At 65.5% G+C, this 17,419-nt stretch carries 17 protein-coding genes and 1 tRNA gene; 11 read left to right on the forward strand and 7 right to left on the reverse strand.

Translation table 11 applies throughout. The features are described 5' to 3' along the window. Positions 1-28: 28 nt before the first annotated feature. The 5 genes from OG407_RS25050 to OG407_RS25070 all read left to right on the forward strand — a co-directional run bounded on the left by OG407_RS25050 (position 29) and on the right by OG407_RS25070 (position 3,335). On the forward strand, positions 29-241 hold the full coding sequence (locus OG407_RS25050) for a KTSC domain-containing protein (protein ID WP_405861365.1): 213 nt from the start codon (positions 29-31) through the stop codon (positions 239-241). A gap of 462 nt (positions 242-703) precedes the next feature. After that, positions 704-1,273: a hypothetical protein gene (locus tag OG407_RS25055; RefSeq protein ID WP_405861367.1), complete on the forward strand. Its 570-nt coding sequence runs from the start codon at positions 704-706 to the stop codon at positions 1,271-1,273. A 34-nt stretch (positions 1,274-1,307) separates the two neighbouring features. Further along, positions 1,308-1,649 carry a hypothetical protein gene (locus OG407_RS25060; protein WP_405861369.1) on the forward strand — a complete coding sequence of 114 codons (342 nt, stop codon included), beginning with the start codon at positions 1,308-1,310 and terminating at the stop codon, positions 1,647-1,649. 712 nt (positions 1,650-2,361) lie between these two features. Then, positions 2,362-2,769 carry an NUDIX domain-containing protein gene (locus OG407_RS25065; RefSeq protein WP_405861371.1) on the forward strand — a complete coding sequence of 136 codons (408 nt, stop codon included), beginning with the start codon at positions 2,362-2,364 and terminating at the stop codon, positions 2,767-2,769. 251 nt (positions 2,770-3,020) lie between these two features. Next, positions 3,021-3,335 (forward strand): immunity 53 family protein, encoded by a 315-nt coding sequence (locus OG407_RS25070; protein ID WP_405861373.1) that lies wholly within the window; start codon positions 3,021-3,023, stop codon positions 3,333-3,335. Between the two features lie 211 nt (positions 3,336-3,546). On the opposite strand, the gene OG407_RS25075 is transcribed toward OG407_RS25070, so the two are convergent. From OG407_RS25075 to dcd, 3 genes are all read right to left on the reverse strand, one after another. Further along, positions 3,547-3,771, reverse strand: coding sequence for a hypothetical protein (locus tag OG407_RS25075; RefSeq protein ID WP_405861375.1), 225 nt, complete (start codon positions 3,769-3,771; stop codon positions 3,547-3,549). 572 nt (positions 3,772-4,343) lie between these two features. Beyond that, complete coding sequence (locus tag OG407_RS25080) at positions 4,344-4,853, reverse strand: phosphoribosyltransferase (protein ID WP_405861377.1); 510 nt, start codon at positions 4,851-4,853, stop codon at positions 4,344-4,346. 2 nt (positions 4,854-4,855) lie between these two features. Then, positions 4,856-5,431, reverse strand: coding sequence for a dCTP deaminase (gene dcd / locus OG407_RS25085; protein ID WP_033284765.1), 576 nt, complete (start codon positions 5,429-5,431; stop codon positions 4,856-4,858). A 557-nt stretch (positions 5,432-5,988) separates the two neighbouring features. Here dcd and OG407_RS25090 point away from each other — a divergent pair. The 3 genes from OG407_RS25090 (at position 5,989) to OG407_RS25100 (ending at position 9,106) form a co-directional block, all read left to right on the forward strand. After that, positions 5,989-6,062 (forward strand) — tRNA-Gly (locus OG407_RS25090). 384 nt (positions 6,063-6,446) lie between these two features. After that, positions 6,447-7,727, forward strand: coding sequence for a hypothetical protein (locus OG407_RS25095; RefSeq protein WP_405861379.1), 1,281 nt, complete (start codon positions 6,447-6,449; stop codon positions 7,725-7,727). 116 nt (positions 7,728-7,843) lie between these two features. Further along, on the forward strand, positions 7,844-9,106 hold the full coding sequence (locus OG407_RS25100; protein ID WP_405861381.1) for a DUF4041 domain-containing protein: 1,263 nt from the start codon (positions 7,844-7,846) through the stop codon (positions 9,104-9,106). Between the two features lie 310 nt (positions 9,107-9,416). Here OG407_RS25100 and OG407_RS25105 read toward each other — a convergent pair whose 3' ends face one another. After that, positions 9,417-11,345 (reverse strand): ATP-dependent nuclease, encoded by a 1,929-nt coding sequence (locus tag OG407_RS25105; RefSeq protein WP_405861383.1) that lies wholly within the window; start codon positions 11,343-11,345, stop codon positions 9,417-9,419. A 274-nt stretch (positions 11,346-11,619) separates the two neighbouring features. Continuing rightward, a complete protein-coding gene (locus OG407_RS25110) occupies positions 11,620-11,898 on the reverse strand; it encodes a hypothetical protein (RefSeq protein WP_405861385.1) in 279 nt (92 codons plus the stop codon). 244 nt (positions 11,899-12,142) lie between these two features. Between OG407_RS25110 and OG407_RS25115 the strand changes: the two genes are divergently transcribed. After that, positions 12,143-12,958 carry a hypothetical protein gene (locus OG407_RS25115; RefSeq protein ID WP_405861387.1) on the forward strand — a complete coding sequence of 272 codons (816 nt, stop codon included), beginning with the start codon at positions 12,143-12,145 and terminating at the stop codon, positions 12,956-12,958. Next, positions 12,955-14,163 carry a hypothetical protein gene (locus OG407_RS25120; protein ID WP_405861389.1) on the forward strand — a complete coding sequence of 403 codons (1,209 nt, stop codon included), beginning with the start codon at positions 12,955-12,957 and terminating at the stop codon, positions 14,161-14,163. The genes OG407_RS25115 and OG407_RS25120 overlap by 4 nt, the downstream gene beginning before the upstream one ends. 260 nt (positions 14,164-14,423) lie before the next feature. Here OG407_RS25120 and OG407_RS25125 read toward each other — a convergent pair whose 3' ends face one another. Next, the gene (locus OG407_RS25125; protein WP_399118465.1) at positions 14,424-14,834 is read right to left on the reverse strand and encodes a PIN domain-containing protein; all 411 of its coding nucleotides are present in this window, start codon (positions 14,832-14,834) and stop codon (positions 14,424-14,426) included. Further along, a complete protein-coding gene (locus tag OG407_RS25130) occupies positions 14,831-15,052 on the reverse strand; it encodes a type II toxin-antitoxin system VapB family antitoxin (RefSeq protein WP_399118464.1) in 222 nt (73 codons plus the stop codon). The genes OG407_RS25125 and OG407_RS25130 overlap by 4 nt, the downstream gene beginning before the upstream one ends. Before the next feature lie 990 nt (positions 15,053-16,042). Here OG407_RS25130 and OG407_RS25135 point away from each other — a divergent pair. Then, positions 16,043-17,026 carry an AraC family transcriptional regulator gene (locus OG407_RS25135; protein WP_405861391.1) on the forward strand — a complete coding sequence of 328 codons (984 nt, stop codon included), beginning with the start codon at positions 16,043-16,045 and terminating at the stop codon, positions 17,024-17,026. Positions 17,027-17,419: the final 393 nt, after the last annotated feature.

The raw sequence follows: 17,419 nt of genomic DNA on the forward strand, positions 1-17,419 counted from the left end.
AGACAGGTGGATATCTGAGGGAGGGGTCTTGCAGCGACAGTCCGTCGCCTCAAGTAACGTTGCTTCTGTGGGCTATGCCCTTGAAGGTTCGATTCTTGAAGTTGGGTTCCATAGTGGAACCGTGTATCAATACTACGGTGTTCAGCAGTCGGTATATACCGCATTCATGAATGCTCCAAGCAAAGGCCGCTACCACGCTCGCTTCATCAGAGACAGGTATCGTTTTCGGCGAGTGGCGTGAGGGGGCTACTCGCTCCCTCGCTTGCTTCTACGCTCGCCTCGGCTCTGGGTACTTGCTTCAGGATCAGCCTCGTTTACAGTTTCCACTCCCGTGGCCTGCTGCCCGAGGATGCCCGCAATAGCAGTCCTCCGCTCCTGGAGTCGCTTCTCTTCGGCGTCTAACTCAGCCTTGGCTTTCTGTTGAACGGTCTCGTCTTCCAGGGTCTTTACGACCTATATGTATTGGCGTGAACAGATTAGCCCCATTGATCATGCGAAAGACGGGGCTAATCTTGACGTTCATAGTCAGGCTAGTAACGGCCGCTGCGGTCCCGCATCTCCACACCGGCCCGCTTGAGTTTCTTTGATCAGGCGCAGCAGGGGTGCACTCGGGTTCGAAAGGGAGTCGGCCAGGCGCACCAGGCAAAAAAAGCCCCGGACCGATCATGGTCCGGAGCCTGTGACATCCACCATAATTAGGTGCATGGATCTTGGAGGGATAGCCGCCGTAGTCGCAGCCGGATTTACGGCTCTGGGACTTCCAGCGACGTATCTGCAGGCCAGAGCAGCCCGATGCGCTGCAGACAATGCGGTAGAAGCGGCGAAGATAGCCGCTTGTGCCCTACACGCCGAAGCGCGTCGCACCGCCCAGAGACAGGCCTACGTAGATCTTCTCGTAGTAGCAGATGGGTTCGAAAAGGCCGCCGTGAGCATGGCATGGTGTGCTTCGCTTCCGCCAGGGTCCGCAGCTCGTGAGGATGCAGAGACCAGGCTGAATGATGCGCATACAGCTCTGGGCAAGGCCGCCAGCCTGGTCGGATTGGACGCGCCCGAGGCGATCATCCCGCTGGTGGAGCGACTCAAGCATGTTGCTGACGTAGGTCTTTTCTCCTCCCAGAGCGAAGAAGACGTCGAGTGGCCAACCGACGACGGGATAGTGCTCGGGAGCTATGTCCCCGCGCTGTACAGGCGTGCTCGGCAAGCGTTCGTAGATCATGTGCGACATTCCCTCAACGCTGACGTGAGGCAAGCGAGCGACTCTGTTCGGCAATAGTGGCTGTGCAGCAACGCAGCACGTCATCTGCGGCATGGGGATTGATCTGGAGCTGCACTCGTCACGGCCAGTACGCAACAACTGGCGCAAGTCCCGCGCAACACTCCTGCGGAGCTCCTTCGGGCACGGCGACGCACTGACCGATGCACTCGGCTCGCTCCAGCTCCTCGGAGTATCCGGGAGACTCACCGCCGTCGATCCGTACGGGGACACGTTGATGCACGAGCAGGCGGCCGCGGCCGCCCTCAAGGAGATCCACGGCTTGAGGCGGAGTTGCGCTGATGAGCGTCAGCTCGCTGCGCTGGACGATCTCACAACGATGATGGAAGAGTGCGCGGCTACCCCAGGCAGCTACTTGTGGTTCGCGGGCGACTGAAGCTCCCGCCAGCTTGCCGGGTGAGTGTCTAACTGCGTGACAACGCTAACGAACACCGGCGGACGAGCACGGACGCCAGCGGACCGTCAACCCAGTTGAGAGGCACACCAGCCCAAGGCGCCACCCCCACCCAAGTTGCTTCGGGACGAAGAGGTCGTGGGTTCAAGCCGCACCACATCGACAGCAGCCGAGGCCCGGATACAAGAGGTCAAGCCCTACGGGCGGAAGGCGGAAGTGCGCGAGGCATCGTCGCGGAGCAACCTGGTGGTGGGGATAGCCGTGAGGAGGCTCCGATGGCGTATCACGAGGAACGCCCCTGGCACGAGACGCACCGAACCCATCGAGCCCGACCCAGGGCCGCGCTCGGTGGGGTATTCGCGTTGGGAATCACGATCGCGTTGGCCCTGATCGAGCTTCGGGCAGCAGTGATCTTCGTAGGTCTGGCCGTCGTCACCACCTTGGTCTTGCTGATAGGCAAGTGGGTAGAAAATCGCAGCCGAGAAGGGTAACGATGCCTAGTCCGTGCCAGACGCGTGCCAGATCGTGCGGGGAGCCACGAGGAACAGCAGGGAACAAGTCTGCGACCGCCCGTGCGGCGTCCCAGGTACACCGCAGCTCAGAGCAGCTACCGCCTCCAGAGAACCCGAGCTGCCCAAGCTCAGTGTGCGGACGGCGCTGACGCAGACCATGCCTTCCGATACGGTCCCGAGCCATGGCGGATGGCAAGAGCGTGCCGGAGAAGGTGGCGTGGATCCTGGTCCTGGACGACCGGGTATTGGTGACGCGCAGTCACGGCAGAGATCGCTTCTACCTTCCGGGCGGTCATCGTGAGCCGGGCGAGTCCGACAGCGAGACCCTGGTGCGGGAGATCGACGAGGAACTGCGGGCGGCGATCGACCCGGGTTCCATGGTGCACTTCGGCACTTTCGAGATCGGCGAGGGCCATCCGGATCACGACCCCTTCCGGATGATCTGTTACACCGCCGATCACCGCGGTGAGCTGACCCCGTCGAGGGAGATCGCCGAGACAGCGTGGTTCCGCTACGCCGACCGGGACCGGGTCTCGGCCGTCGACGAGATGGCCTTCGACGCGCTGCACGAGGCCGGACGGCTTCCCTGATCCCGTGACCGCGGACTCTACCGTCGCTGCTGCGGCCTTCTTCTATGTCACGGCCGCGCCGCAACCGCACCAGATCGGGCTGGGAACAGCGGGGAATCACAGGGAAAGAGCACCGGACCGAAGAGGCCGACACACAGCCGTTCACGCAAGTCAACGCTCCAAGTAGCCCCAAATGCCGGCAGCTTCCCAAGCTGAAGGTTGGCAGCGACTGCACCGTACGGCCAGATCACGACCTCGTACCATCAGCCGTCATGGCAGACACCGGCGGAGAACTCGGTTGGCTGGAGCAGTGGTACCAAGCCCAGTGCGACGGCGACTGGGAGCACGAATGGGGCGTTCGCATCGCGACGCTCGACAACCCAGGCTGGACAGTGCGCATCGACCTTGAGGAGACGACGCTCTCCGACCGGCCCTATGTGAGAACGGACATCCAGCGCAGCCACTCCGACTGGGTGACGGCGAAGGTGTCGGACGACGTCTTTCACGCATCCTGTGGCCCCCTCAACCTCAGCGAAGCACTCCGCCTCTTCCGCGAATGGGCCACGTCAGTCAGCCAGGAGCGCTAGCCGCCCGACCAGCGTGGGCAGGGCGGTCCGTCTCAATTTCCGTCTCATTCAGCCCCGTTCACGACCGTTCAGGCGAGACCCACAACCCTCCTGGCGCCGACGACCGACCGCCCATGAACCCAGGTGAACGCACCTGCACCCAACCCACAACCCCACCCCCACAGTTGGAAAGCATGTTGGGCCCAAGGCGCTGTTTCGGCAGAACCGAGCGTCAGTTGCTTGCTTCCGGCCCCCAGTGGTCCGGCCCCACCCCGCGCCAGTCGATCCACGGCACCCCCGCGACGTCGGCAGGATCAATCTCCAGACCGGCTCGGCGAAGAAACTCGGCCAAGTCGACCACGTTGTGGGCCAGGCCGAGGATCTCGCCGTCCACGCGCACACGCCGGCCGCCCGAAGGCGAGGGCGGATGGACGATCACCCGAATCGGTCCGGACATGCCTTCAGGATCATCTCGGACATACGGTTCCGCACTCCAGCGCGTCATTCGGGGACCCTCAGGGTCCGGACGGTAGAACGCTTCACGGTGGAGCTGCGGGTAGTTCCGCTGATGGAGCCGCTCAACTCAGGTCCCGGTTCGACCGTCCCAAGCCACGCAGCTCCGACCAGGCCGCGGAACTTGGTCGCCGTTGCTGCCAGTAAGGATGGAAGAACAGCTCAGTCGACAGTCGGTACAGACGTCGCCGCAGCTCTGTACGGCCACGGCCGGGCTGCTCGGCAAGTTGCTGGTAGGTGGCGCTCCACTCCTGCTGCGCCTGGGCGAGGTTGGCGGGAATCGGTCGCATGGCCAAATTCAAGCATGTGTTCGATTTAGGCGTCCAACGGAAGCGATCGCACCCGGTGGCGGTCATGCGGTCTGGTAGCCGGATCACGGTTCAGTGATCAAGCGCCTCGCCAGCCGGCGGGAAGGGGCACATCGTCGGCCGTACGGCGTCGCGTCCCTGAACAGCACGAGAGCCCCTCGATGATCCATCGAGGGGCTCTTCCTTTGATCTACGGAGTACCCGCAGGTCAGACAGCTTCCTTGTTGGACTTAGCCGCTTCCCCCGACCTATGTACTGGAGGCAACACACTCCACGGGAAGTTGATCCACTCGTCGGTGCGCTTCCACACGTACTCGCACTTCACCAGCGACTGCGACTTCTCGTAGACGACCGCGCTGCGGACCTCGGCGACGGCGTCGAGGCAGAAGTCGCGGACCAGTTTGAGGGTCTTGCCGGTGTCGGCGACGTCGTCGGTGATCAGGACCCTCTTGTCGGAGAAGTCGATCACGTCCGGGACGGGCGCGAGCATGACGGGCATGTCGAGGGTGGTACCGACGCCCGTGTAGAACTCGACGTTCACGAGGCTGATGTTCTTGCAGTCGAGGGCGTAGGCGAGGCCGCCGGCGACGAAGACTCCGCCGCGGGCGATGCTGAGGATGATGTCGGGCTCGTAGCCGTCGTCGGCGATGGTCTGCGCGAGTTCGCGCACGGCGACGCCGAACGCCTCGTAGGTCAGGTTCTCCCGCGCACCGGCCACGGTCACACCTGCGTCCGGTGGAAGTTGAGGAAGGAACGGGAGGCGGTCGGGCCGCGCTGGCCCTGGTAGCGGGAGCCGTAGCGCTCGCTGCCGTAGGGGAACTCGGCCGCCGAGCTGAGCTGGAACATGCACAGCTGACCGATCTTCATGCCCGGCCAGAGCTTGATCGGGAGGGTGGCGAGATTCGACAGCTCCAGCGTCACGTGGCCGGAGAAACCGGGGTCGATGAACCCGGCGGTGGAGTGCGTGACGAGCCCGAGCCGGCCGAGGGAGGACTTCCCTTCGAGGCGCGAGGCGAGATCGTCGGGGAGGGTCACGACCTCGTAGGTCGAGGCGAGCACGAACTCGCCCGGGTGGAGGATGAACGGCTCGTCGCCCTCCGGCTCCACCAGCCGCGTCAGATCCGCCTGTTCGACGGACGGGTCGATGTGGGGGTAGCGGTGGTTCTCGAACACCCGGAAGTAGCGGTCGAGGCGCACGTCGACACTCGACGGCTGCACCATGGATTCGTCGTAGGGATCGATCCGGACCCGCCCGGCGTCGATCTCGGCCCGGATGTCCTTGTCTGAGAGAAGCACGCCCCGAGGATACGCAAGACGCGCGGACCGACCACCATCGGACGGACCCGCGCGCCAGCGACTACTGCGATACCGCTACTGCTACTGATGCTGCCGGTTCTACTGCTACTGCTGCCGGTTCTACGGCTACTGCTTCTCCAAGGTCACCAGCACCACACTGCGGAGCCGGGCACACCGCGGACACCTCACGAGTCGGCCGGGGCCGAGCCGCTCCGCCTGCTGCATCGGGAACGAAGCGGTACTGAACACGTGCCCATCGGCACATCGGACGACGGTGCGCTCCATCAAGTCCATGAGTCCCTTCCCCAAGAGCCGCGCCCGACTGCTGCTCGCCGGACGCCAAATGCCACATTACGGGATGAAAGGAACGACTCTCCAGGCGGCACTCCGGTCCCACCCAGACCCTCTTCCACGCCTCCACCGTACGCCCCAACTCCGGCCCACCGCAGCCGCGTCCGCCCTGCGGAACGCAGCCTGCCCACCATGGCCTCAGCGCCGGGGAGCGGACATGCGGTACAGTGACGGGGCGTTCTGACACCGGTTCAACCGGCGTTTTCGCGGGTGTAGTTTAGTGGTAGAACATCAGCTTCCCAAGCTGAGAGTGCGAGTTCGATTCTCGTCACCCGCTCCAATACGAACCCCCAGGTCGATGACCCGGGGGTTGTTTGTTGTCTGGACCAGTGGGCGGGGTGCGCACCACATCCGCACCATAAGGGCGTTTCTAGCTGCCGGTGGGCTTCTCCTTGCGGTGCGCGCGGTTGTCGATGTGGTGCTTCGCACGTTCGGCGCGGACCGTGTCGTCGAGTCCGGCCGCCAGGTCACGTTGCCGGCGGCGGGTAACACCGGGCGCAGGGCCGGAGCCACGGCACCGACCTCGTTCGCCTGGTCACCCGTGTAGGACCGGCGAGAACCTCCGCCCGTAATCCCGGGTTCACCTCGCCAGTGGCAACGATCATGGATACGGTTAACGTCCTACGATCAGGTCCTCGGGTGCCGATTCCTGTGGGGGGATGTTATGGGGAAGCGTCGCGGCTTTTTTGCGGAGCTGAACTACCAGGCACAGCAAGCGGAGAAGCGTCGGCGTCAGCAAGAGGCCGCTGGCCATCGTGCTCATCTTGCGGCGCAGCGCCAAGCAGAGCGAGCCACGAAGGCGTACGAGCGCGCGCAATTGGCGGCGGCGCGATCCTCTGCCGCGGAGAGGAAAGCCGCGGAGCGTGAGGCCGCGCGGCTCCACGTGGAGTCCAGGCTCGCTGAGGTCGAGTCGATGAACGCCAGCCTGGCCGGCGATCTCGCCGACATCGACGGTCTGCTCACGTGGACCCTGGACATGGACGACTACGTCGATCTCGAATCCCTGAAGATCTCGGCGGTCGAGCATCCTCCGTTCACACCCGGTCGCATGGCCGTCCCGGCGCCCAGTGTTCCGGAGCCGACCTACGAGCCCGAGCCCGTGTACGAGGAGCCGGTCGCACCCGGCGGCCTTTCCGCCATGCTCGGCGGCAAGAAGCGGCACCAACAGGCTATCGAGGGGGCTCGGACCGCCTTTGCGGACGCGCATCGCCACTGGGAGCGCGCCAAGGACGCCGCTCACAGCAGCTACGTCAAGAAGGCAGCCCAGCGCGAAAAGTCGGAAGCAAAGCGCGTGGCGGAACTGTCGGCCGCTGAGGAGAAGTACAAGCAGGAATGTGAGAAGCGCGAGGCTGACGCATCAGCTCACAATGCGGAGGTCGCCAAGCTCATCAACGACCTTGCCTTCGATGTCGAGTCCGCCATCGAGGAGTACGTCGGCATCGTCCTGTCCAACTCGGTCTACCCCGAGGTCTTCCCGGTCGAGCACGACCATGTATTCAATCTCGCGTCCCGCGAACTCTCGCTCAAGGTCAGCGTTCCGGAGCCTTCATCCATACCCGCGGTGAAGGCGTACCGGTACGTGAAGGCGAAGGATGAGATCGCTTCGACCAACCTGCCCGTTCGCGAAAAGAAGGAGCGGTACGCGAACGCGGTCTGGCAGGTCGCGGTTCGCAGTCTGCACGAAGTCTTCGAGGCCGACCGCGCCGGGAAAGTGCACTCGATCGCGCTGGCGGTCGGCGTCGACACGATCGACCCCGCCACCGGCCGCCCGGCCACCGTTCCTCTGGTCATCGTGGCGGCGGACCGCGAGACCTTCAACAGCTTCGATCTGGCCAAAGTGGTCCCCCAGGCCACCTTGCAGCACCTCGGTGCCGCGATGTCGAAGTCGCCATTCGACTTGGTCCCGGCGGACACAAGTCGCGGCGTCCGCGTTCGGGGAGAGTGATCATGCGGTTCAACCCACCCCCAGGGTGGCCCACACCGCCCGAAGGCTGGACGCCCCCGCCAGGATGGAACCCTGACCCGGCCTGGCCGGCCCCACCACCTGGCTGGCACCTCTTCGTGCCCGACGACGAGTCCGAACCGGACGTCGACGCCGACAAGTCCGTGACCGGGCAGACCACCGGGGCCCCTCTCACGGACCCGGCGCAGGGGTCACCGGGAACGCGGCAGAACCCCGCATTAGCCGTCCCACCGACTCCGCTACCGCTCCGAGGAGTCGACCCCGCGCCGCTGCTGGCCCGCATCGCGGACCTCGAAGCGGCGCTCGCCGCCGCACAAGGTGGCGCCGACCTGATCGATCTCAGCGATCAGCGTGCCCTGCAGGATGTCGGCATCTATCGCTACCACCATCCCTTGGAAAACGCGGCGGCCTACAAGGACCGATTGCGCAGTCTCGAAGACAAGATCGGCGAGACCGTCAAGAGCAGTCGCGCGATCCTCGCAGCCGACATGTTCACCTTCGACGGTTCTCTGGCCCGGGGACGGAAGCTGGTCGGCGATCTGTCCAAGCTGATGCTGCGGGCCTACAACGCCGAGGCCGACAACTGCGTTCGCTCGCTGCGGTCGGGGAACGTGCGCACTGCGCTGAAACGGCTGGAGTCGGCGGTCACCGCGATCGAGAGGCTCGGGGCGATCATGGAGATGCGGATCAACCCCGAATATCACGCGCTGCGTGTCACCGAGATCGAGCTGACCGCCGACTTCCAGATAAAAATGCAGGAAGAGCGCGAACACGCCCGCCACGAGCGCCAGCTTCTCCGCGAACAGCGCCAGGCCGAGAAGGAGTTGGCCGCCGAGAAGGAACGGCTTGAGAAGGAACGAGCGCACTACGTCAGCGCCCTGGCATCGCTCCGCGCCAAGGGCGACGACGCCGCCGTCACGGAACTCTCCAGCCGCCTCGCCGACATCGAGAAGGCCATCGCAGCCAACGACTACCGCATCGCGAACATCCGTGCCGGTTACGTGTACGTCATCTCCAACATCGGTGCGTTCGGTCCGAACATCGTCAAGATCGGCATGACCCGCCGCCTCGATCCGATGGACCGCGTCCGGGAACTCGGCGACGCTTCCGTGCCGTTCCGGTACGACGTCCACGCCTTGTTCTTCTCCGAGGACGCCGTGACTCTGGAGTCGCAACTCCACAAGGCGTTCGCCAGCCGACGCGTCAACTTCGTCAATCAGCGGCGTGAATTCTTCTTCGCCACGCCGTCCGAAGTCCGGACACTCCTGGCGGACAAAGTGGGCGGCCTACTCGAGTTCACGGAGGAACCCACGGCCCTTGAGTATTTCCAGAGTCGCAACCGCTGGCCGCAGAAGAGCTGAACGCGGGTCCCGCAGAACAGCCCATGTCCGCATGGTTCGTTAACCTTTTGGAAGGGCTCTGCGCGATGTCGTCGAGGACTCCGTCGACACGGCTGCAGAGATTCAACGGGCTGTCGCTGATCCCGCCTCTCAGAGGGACGGCCAGAAGGGAATGTTCGTCACCGACCCTTCAGAGCTGATCGCCGAGTTCCGCAGCGCCTTCGGCCGAATGGTGGCCTCCGTCGCCAGTCCGGCCAAGTCGCAACCCTTCCCACAGCGTCGGGGCTGTAGCTGGCGTAGAACTGCGAGCCCGCGTGAGGGAACCATCTGGCTACCGTCGCCCGGTCAGCGAACGGACGTTCTCCAGCAAGGCGTGGAGCAAGAACGGTGGCTCCGTAGCGGCCGTTCGGGTCGTCTCCAGATATGTCGCCGCGTTCTTCCCGTCGATGCCCTCGCCGACACGAACGAGTTCCTGCCTGCGCTCCTCCCAGGTCGGCCAGTGCTGGTCGAGGTGGGTCTCCAGGGTGTCCTCGAACACGGTGTAGCGGCCGGTCGAGTCGTCGGCGGGCTGGGGATTGGGCGTCGCACCCAGGTACCGGAGAAGATTCGCGTTCTTGGTCTGGTTGTTCCGTGCCTGGCGCTCGAACTCCTGCTCCTTGTCCTGCCGTTGCTGCGGGATGAGGTGTTGCACCGACGCCCGCTTCCGCTCCTCCATGCCGGCGTCGCCGTCGAACACGACGTAGCAGGGCACGCCCAGGGCGCTGAAGAGTGCGTCGGAGATCATGAGGTTGTCCTTGCCGTGGACCTCGATGACGCTGATGCCCTCCGCGCCGAGGTTGATCCCTGACCGGTCCGCGCAACCGGTGATCACTCCTTCGTCCCCGCGCCCCTCGACCAGCACCACGGCATGGGCGAAGAAGCCCTCCGCCAGCGCACCGCCCAGCGTGCCCTCAGTCCTGCTCCTGATCACTTTCTTGTCGACGAGGCCGTCCAAGGCCCCGCACAGGTCCTCCTCCGTGGCCTGCCACACTTCGGTGGCGGGGTGCCCCTCGCCGGCAGCGCGGCCCAGGCGCCGAATCTGGTGGTAGCCCTTCGGATCGATGAAGACCGGGTTGTGGGTGGCGTACATGACCTGAGTACGCGCCTGCGGCGAGGTGGCGACCAGTTCGCGGAGCACCTTCGCGAAGGTCCGCGCCTGAGGCGGGTGCTGGAAAAGCTCGGGCTCCTCGATCGCCAGGCAAAGCGTCCTCATGCCGTCAGCCGAGCGCCTGCGGTCGGCGAGGTACTTCAGCGCGGCGATGATCAGGGCGCGCTGGAAGCCGTGACCTTGCCGGTGCACCGAGGTATGAGCAGCACCGTCTCGGATGCTCACCTGGAAGGTTGTCCGGGCGGGCCTCGGAGCCTGCACCGTGGGGGTCACGACCACCTCGCGTCCGGTGGTGAACTTGGCGACCTCCGCCGAGAGCGCGGCCGACACCTCGTCCAGCACCGGGCCGTACACCTTGCTGTGCACTTCCTGCCGGGCCAGGTGGGCGTTCTCCTCGATCTCACCGAGCTGCTCGTTCGCCTGTGAGCGGTCCACGGCGTGGTCGAGGATGCGGCCGAGCGCAGTCGCCTTCTGATCGTCGGCCTCCTCGTACGCCCGCAGGTCGGCGGAGACGAACACAAAGTCGATCAGCTGGGCGAGGCGGCTCTGCCCGGCGAAGCCGAAGAAGTGCGTGTCCTCGACCTCGGCCTCGGTGAGACGGTCGCGATTGGCCAACTCCCACGTGCGCATCGTCTCCAGGACCTTGTCCTTGGTGCCGGCGGCCGACAACCCCAGGCTCGTGTCGCTCTCCCTCAACTGGTCGTAGGCACGCCGTAGTTCCATGGCTTTCTCGTTCTTGCGCACCTCCTCGAACGGCCCGTACGCGAGAGCCTTGCCCGTGATCTTGTCCTCGCCGTTCTGCCAGGTCCGCCAGATACTCACGCTCGCGGCGCCGTCGGGCGCATACCGCCCAAGAGTCTGGCGATCGTGCTCGGTGAGTCCGTCGAACTCCACCTCCACGGAGATACGGCCGTCCTCGGCCGCCGAATGGATGTCGTCGTCGCTGAGGGCGACGCCCTTCTCGCCGTTGAAGAACCAGTCGAGCGCACGCAACACGGTGGACTTGCCGACCCCCGTCGGCCCGATGAAGGAGGTGATGTCTTCGAAGGTCACGTCCACCTTGTGCAGACAGCAGAAGTTCTCGATGCGAACACGCTTGATCTTCACGGTCATCCTGGCGTTTGGGGCGGGCGGGGCATTTGACTCCCCGTGTGACGTTTGTGGACGCTAGCAGCGCCCCTGACGCCCAATCAGCCGAATTACCGAGATGAGTGATTCCTCGGATTCGGACGCCGCCATCCTTGTGCGGTCGCAATGGCCCCGCGCGGCCGGCCTACGCACCGACAGACCTCCGGCATGTAATGGCCGTACACCAGCAGTGAGTTGACGCGTATTCAGCCAACGCACCGCTGATGGGTCCCCGGGGGCGGCGATGGGCCTGCTCCTCTTACAGAGCGGGCGGACCGCCCTTGAAGAGTTTGATCAGTGCGCGTACGGCCTCCGCCGCGCCGGGGCGGCTCGCCGCGATGATGACGAGAATCGCGAAGACGAGCGGCAGCAGGATGTCAGGGGGAAGATAGCCGCTGATTCCCGACGGCTGGACGACGGTCGGCTGCGTGACGCCGGGCTGGGCGAAGGTGGTTTCCGGGGTCGGCAAGCCGCTCGTGTCGGTGAGCGGTGTGGGGCCGGCCGGAACCGGCGACGGATTCCCGAACGCGGTGGTCATGGCGGTGAACTCCTCGTGGCGGTACAGGGGTCGAGCGAGTGGACACCAAGAGATAGGTCGGCACCGACCTGGAAACCCACGAGCGTGACGAGGACGGAGGTGTGAACGCACTGCCCGTAAAGAATCTTGAACGGCCGCGTGGGTTTGCCTGTACCTCCCCACCTATAGCTCGGGTATCACCGCTGACTTCGACGGCACGACCAGGGCAGGAGGGGATGTGGTGGGGGACAGTACGGCCAGTGAGATGCCCGAGCCACCCGACGGCACACCGGAACCCGAGGAGGAGCCGGTATCCGATGCCCCGGCGGCACAGTCACCGGCTCGGCCCGGTGACGCGTGGCGCCTGCTCCACCGTGAGATGGGAGCGCCCAGAACGCCGCGTACGGCCGAACAGGACCGCAAGCTGTACGAGTTGCTCCGGCAGGCGGGCTTCCGGGGACCGATGTACGACGTGGTCATGGGCAACCTCATCGAGACGGCCAGACACATCATGCTGGCCCAGATCAAGGACGGCAGAGCCTTCGCGGCCTGCGCGAGGATCCACCGGCCCATCACCGACACGAAGATGATCGGTGTCCTCCAGACCGATGTGGGGGAACGGGACGATGTGGTGACCGATCTGCTCGAACTCGGTGTGCCCCGGTTCCGGGAAGACGCTCTGGTCGGAGGACGTTGGAAGCCGCACGGCGGGGCAAGTCTCCAGACGTTCTTCGTCGGAGCCCTGGTACGGGAACTCCCCAATGTCTTCCGCAAATGGAGCACGCAGCATCAACGGTTCAAGCCCGGCCTGACCGATCCGACCCGGTTGCCGACGCTCGTCAGACACTCCGCCCCCGATCCGGTGCGTCATGCGGTCACCACGGATCAGATCGAGTGGGCCCTGTCCGGAGCGGATCTCGGCATCCGCCGCATCGCGGAGATGATCAAGCTCGGATATCCCTGGGCGGAGATTGCGGGGGTCCTCGGAATCAGCGAGGGGGCCGCGCAGCAGCGCTGGACGCGGTTCATCAGGAAGTTCGGCAACGGCGACGACGAGTCCGACGAAGGAGGACAGCGATGAACGACACACTTGCCCCTGCCGAGGACACACCTCGACGAGCGTCCGTGCTGAACGCGCTGGGCATCCTGAGCCGTCTTGAGGAGACGTCCCCGGACCCGACGGGGGAACGGCAGCGGTGGATCACGGCGCTGGTGCATCTGGCACGGCCGGATGGAGCGTCCTCGGACGACGGCGTGGCCGATCCGGAGGTGCTGCGGGAGGCGCTGACCTTCCTGGAGGCCCTGGAGGGTTCCTCTGCGGATCCCCAGGCTCCCGGAGCCGCGGAGGAGGCCCCGGAGACCATGGAGACCATGGAGGAAGCCTGGCAGCTGTTTGCCGAGGGGGACGTAGAGCCGGACTTCGCGGAGGACATGGAGCCGGACTTCGAGGAGGACGCTTCCCAGGCAGTGCCGTCGGATTCTTCCTGGGAAGAGCGGGAGATCGCTATGCGTCTCGACGGCTACACCCAGGAGGAGATCGAGTACGTCCGCACCATCCAGGAGCAGGTTCACGAGCGGGCGATCGCCCGCATTCAGAAGGTCGCACAGTACCCGCCGCAGTACCAGCAGTACCCGCCGCCGGCTCCGCTGCCGGGGCAGGACAGGCAGTCGGCACCCGCACCTATCCCCTGGGTGAAGGGTGATGTGCGACAGTCCGCTCCGATGGCTCCCTCGGTACAGGGAAACGTGCCGCAACAGATGTACTCCATCGAACGAGTCGAGAGCACACCCGCTCCGTCGCCGGCTCGTCGGCCCGACTCGTATCGGCAGTGGGACCAGGAGTCGGCCCCGGAGGAGCGAACAGGTCGAGGCCGACATGCCCGGATCGAGCAGAGGCAGTGGCAGCAGCTCTTCTCCACCTTGGCGAGGAGTCTGGTCCTTGTGGGGGGCTTCGGGTTCGCCGCCCTCGCCTATGCCTCACACACAGCTCTGCTGCCCATTCTGGGCGTGGTGATCGTGATGGGCGGAGCTCTCACGTACGCATGGACGGCCATGCTTCACACCCAGGGCGACTCGCCGAAGGAACATCAGCGAGGAGAGCGCGTGTCATGGCTCAGGGCGCTGAGAATGTGCACGCTCGCCGTCCCGATCCTGACCCTCGTCATCGGCTCGGTGATACTCACTCTCATCGGCAGCACCCTGCTGCCGAAGCACCGCGCCGAGTTCGTCAACGAGTATGCGAGGGAGGCATTGCTGACTGCTCAACGTCTCGCCCTGCATCGCTGACCTCCATAGCCGCGCACTGCGGGCAGAGGACGTCTTCGCCGACCGGCCGGAAAAGCATGGGCTGGACGTAGTCGCCGTCGCATTCCCGAGTGCCAGTCAGGCAAGAGGAGAGGCTGCGACCGGGAGCATGGTCGGGGACGGGCGTCGGCGTGTGAAGGTCCGGGCAGGGGCGAGACCTCGCAGAGGAGGTAGCGCAGGAGGCTGCTGGGGCGGAGTACGGGGTTGCCGTCGTCGGGAAGGCGTCGGGCGGCAAAAGCACGTCAGACGACGTCGTGGATGTTGTGCTCGGTGAGGTCGGACGCGTGCCGGGCGATGGCGCGGTAGTCGGCGTCGTCGTGGAGAACGGCCAAGCCGTGGTGGGCGGCGGTAGCGGCGATGAGGAGGTCCACCGCCGAGGCGCTGCGATGCTCCCCGGCCTGGGCCATGCGGTGTTGCACCGCGCTGATCCACCGTCCGGCGTGCTTCGGTACCGCCGCATCTGGATAGAGGTCGGAGAACATCTCCGCGATCTCGTCGTACTCGCGACGGTCTCGGGCGCTGTACAGGAACTCGGCGCGCTGCACAAAGCAGGACGCGACGGCCCCAGCGTCGATCGCTTCGTACCAGGCAGATTGCAGTTTCGGCTCGCGGAGCAGCCGGACCAGGCCGGACGTGTCGAGCAAGTAGATCACCGGCTGTGCTTCTCCGCCCTGTGCAGACGCTCGGCGTCCTCGACGGCACCCCACTCACGCGCACGCTCGAAGTGACGGCGGATGCGCGCCGCGCGTTCCTGCTGCTCGGCGTAGAAGTTCAGAGCGAGATTGACCGCCTCCTTCTTGGTCCGGACGTGAGCCAGAGCCATGGCGCGCTCCAGGGCGTCATCGTCGATGTCGATCTGGGTCACGGACATACCGTGCCTCCCACGCAATGTTGGTGATGTACATAGAAGAATACGTCACCAACATTTACGGGTCCACCTGTCAGCTCCGGTGTATGCAGTCGCGACGGACCCTCCAGATCAGACCCACAGACGATGTGGTTCGGTCGGCGCAGGCGTTGCGCGCTGTACGGCCCGGCTACTGGTCCACCCCCGTGCCCACAGCGTGCCCGTAAGAGCGGACAATCACGGTCAACAGCGGTGCCACCAAGCACTCACGCCTGCAGCGACAGAACGAATCTGTGCAGTTCAGAAGCCATGTACCGGCCCGAGCGCCGCAGCTTCCCAAGCTGAGAGTGCGAGTTCGATTCTCGTCACCCGCTCCAGAATCTGCCCCCAGGTCAGCGGCCTGGGGGTTGTTTGTTGTCTAGTCCAATTCGGGGGCGGCGCCCGCTCCCAAGGCTCGGCCGCTCGCCGGCCGCCCAGGGGGCCCATCACGACTCCGAGCCGACGGCGTGCCCATAGCGCACCCTCAAGGGGTCGTTTTATCGATATGCACACCTTTGATGGGCCTATACCGGATCGCGCCAGGAGACGGCGTTCTCGCCGGTGGGGTGCCGGGGCGTGAGGTCGGCCATGGCGATGTGAATCACGGACATGGCATACGCCGCTGCCGCCGCCGGGGATGGTCGAAGGCCCGCCTTCGGCATGGGCCCACAGACATCGCCGTGAACATCGAGCGCCTCAGCGGTCCGCCATCGGCCGACGGAGTACCCCCGGCCCGGCCACCGACCGCATTCCAGGACTTCCTGAACCAGCACGGGATCCCTCGCCCGAAGTGCTGGCGGGCCGTCAGCAACGGGTCTTCAGAGCTCCAAGATCTCCGACTAGGTCAGCCCGAGGCGACGTCTCGTTCCGGCCAGATCCGCCGTGAGATGGGAAAACAGGGGCACGGCAGCAGGCAATGGCTGGCGATAATGTGCACCGTCCCTCGTACGGTCCAAAGGCGCAGGAGGTTGCGGTATGCACCACTTGCCCAACCAGGGCCAGGATGTGCTGAAGTTCCGGACGACGGATGTGGACGAGGCTCGGCAGGTCCTCCAAGAACGCTTCTACGCCAACTTCATCGACGTGCCCGACGGCAGCGCCGAGTTCACGGCCCGGTACGACATCGCCGCATTCGGTCCGCTCACACTCGGACGTCTGGCTTTCGGCGAGGAGGTGCGCATACGGTTCGGGGAACTCGGCTCTTACCACGTGGACATCCCCCTGGGTGGCCACCTGGCCTGGCGTCAAGGAACGCACACCAATGCGGTGGCGACCACCACGAACGCCGCCGTATTCCAGCCGCACGGCGACACGGCTCTGGATCGAGTGAGCACCGACTGCTCCATGCTGGCCGTAAAGATCGACCCCAAGGCTCTCAACGATCAACTCGAACGCCTTCTCGGCCGACCGCTGCGCACCCCCGTCGTCCTCACGCCCGAACTCGACGTCGCGCACGGCGCGGGCCTGAGCTGGGTCCGGATGATCCGCGCGGTGTTCGACGAGATGCCGGCCGGCGGGCTGCTCACCCGGCCGGTGGTCGCCCGTCCGCTCCAGGAGGCCCTGCTGACCGGGCTCCTCCTCGCCACCGGCCACCGCTACCGCGACGAGCTCGACCGACCAAAACCCGCCCTGCGCCCGGGCCCCGTCAAGCGTGCTGTCGAGGCCATGCACAGCATGCCGCAACACCCGTTCACGGTAGGAGAGTTGGCCGTGCTCGCCGGGGTGAGCGTGCGGCGACTCCAAGAAGCCTTCCAGCAGTATGTCGGCATGACCCCACTGGGCTACCTCACCGACGTCCGCCTCACCCGCGCCCACGACGAGCTGCGCCGCGGCACGCCGGGCGAAGTGAACGTGAGCGAGGTCGCCCATCGCTGGGGCTTCGACCACCTGGGCCGCTTCGCGTCCCGCTACCGAGCGCGCTTCGGCGAGCTGCCCTCGCAGACACTGCGTTCCGGGTGAGCACGGCCAACGCCACGCCCCGCGCTGTGCGGACAACAGCCGCGCTCAGCGGATCGTGCGCGGCGGCCACCACGGGCTAGATTCCTGGAGTTCGCGCGTCCGCTCGTGAGGTCCGCCGCGCGGACATCGGCCGGCCCGTCTCCACCCCTTCGGGCCGGTCGCCGCCCGTCGGCACCCCCCAACAGCCGCGGGCGGGTCGGCAGCGCACATGCGGCCTGAACTCCGCCTCGGTGTGCTGCTCGACATCGGTCAAGGTCCGGGCCGGGGTCGGCGCCGGCCCGGACCTTGACCGTATCGAAGGCACACCGATGAGCGATCCCGCGCCCCTGGGCGCCGCACGAGAGCGCATATGCCCAGGGCAGAAGCCATCCAGCTCGGCGAGCGCCGTCGCTT

The sequence above is a fragment of the Streptomyces sp. NBC_01515 genome (assembly GCF_045040345.1).
Classification (GTDB): Bacteria; Actinomycetota; Actinomycetes; order Streptomycetales; family Streptomycetaceae; genus Streptomyces.

What these genes read in the sequence shown, in the direction of transcription:
- OG407_RS25130 (WP_399118464.1), bottom strand. Translation starts at nt 15,052, where the DNA reads ATGTCCGTGACCCAGATCGACATCGACGATGACGCCCTGGAGCGCGCC.
- OG407_RS25055 (WP_405861367.1), top strand. Translation starts at nt 704, where the DNA reads ATGGATCTTGGAGGGATAGCCGCCGTAGTCGCAGCCGGATTTACGGCT.
- OG407_RS25065 (WP_405861371.1), top strand. Translation starts at nt 2,362, where the DNA reads ATGGCGGATGGCAAGAGCGTGCCGGAGAAGGTGGCGTGGATCCTGGTC.
- OG407_RS25095 (WP_405861379.1), top strand. Translation starts at nt 6,447, where the DNA reads ATGGGGAAGCGTCGCGGCTTTTTTGCGGAGCTGAACTACCAGGCACAG.
- OG407_RS25110 (WP_405861385.1), bottom strand. Translation starts at nt 11,898, where the DNA reads ATGACCACCGCGTTCGGGAATCCGTCGCCGGTTCCGGCCGGCCCCACA.
- OG407_RS25060 (WP_405861369.1), top strand. Translation starts at nt 1,308, where the DNA reads ATGGGGATTGATCTGGAGCTGCACTCGTCACGGCCAGTACGCAACAAC.
- OG407_RS25075 (WP_405861375.1), bottom strand. Translation starts at nt 3,771, where the DNA reads ATGTCCGGACCGATTCGGGTGATCGTCCATCCGCCCTCGCCTTCGGGC.
- OG407_RS25070 (WP_405861373.1), top strand. Translation starts at nt 3,021, where the DNA reads ATGGCAGACACCGGCGGAGAACTCGGTTGGCTGGAGCAGTGGTACCAA.
- OG407_RS25115 (WP_405861387.1), top strand. Translation starts at nt 12,143, where the DNA reads ATGCCCGAGCCACCCGACGGCACACCGGAACCCGAGGAGGAGCCGGTA.
- OG407_RS25120 (WP_405861389.1), top strand. Translation starts at nt 12,955, where the DNA reads ATGAACGACACACTTGCCCCTGCCGAGGACACACCTCGACGAGCGTCC.
- OG407_RS25105 (WP_405861383.1), bottom strand. Translation starts at nt 11,345, where the DNA reads ATGACCGTGAAGATCAAGCGTGTTCGCATCGAGAACTTCTGCTGTCTG.
- OG407_RS25135 (WP_405861391.1), top strand. Translation starts at nt 16,043, where the DNA reads ATGCACCACTTGCCCAACCAGGGCCAGGATGTGCTGAAGTTCCGGACG.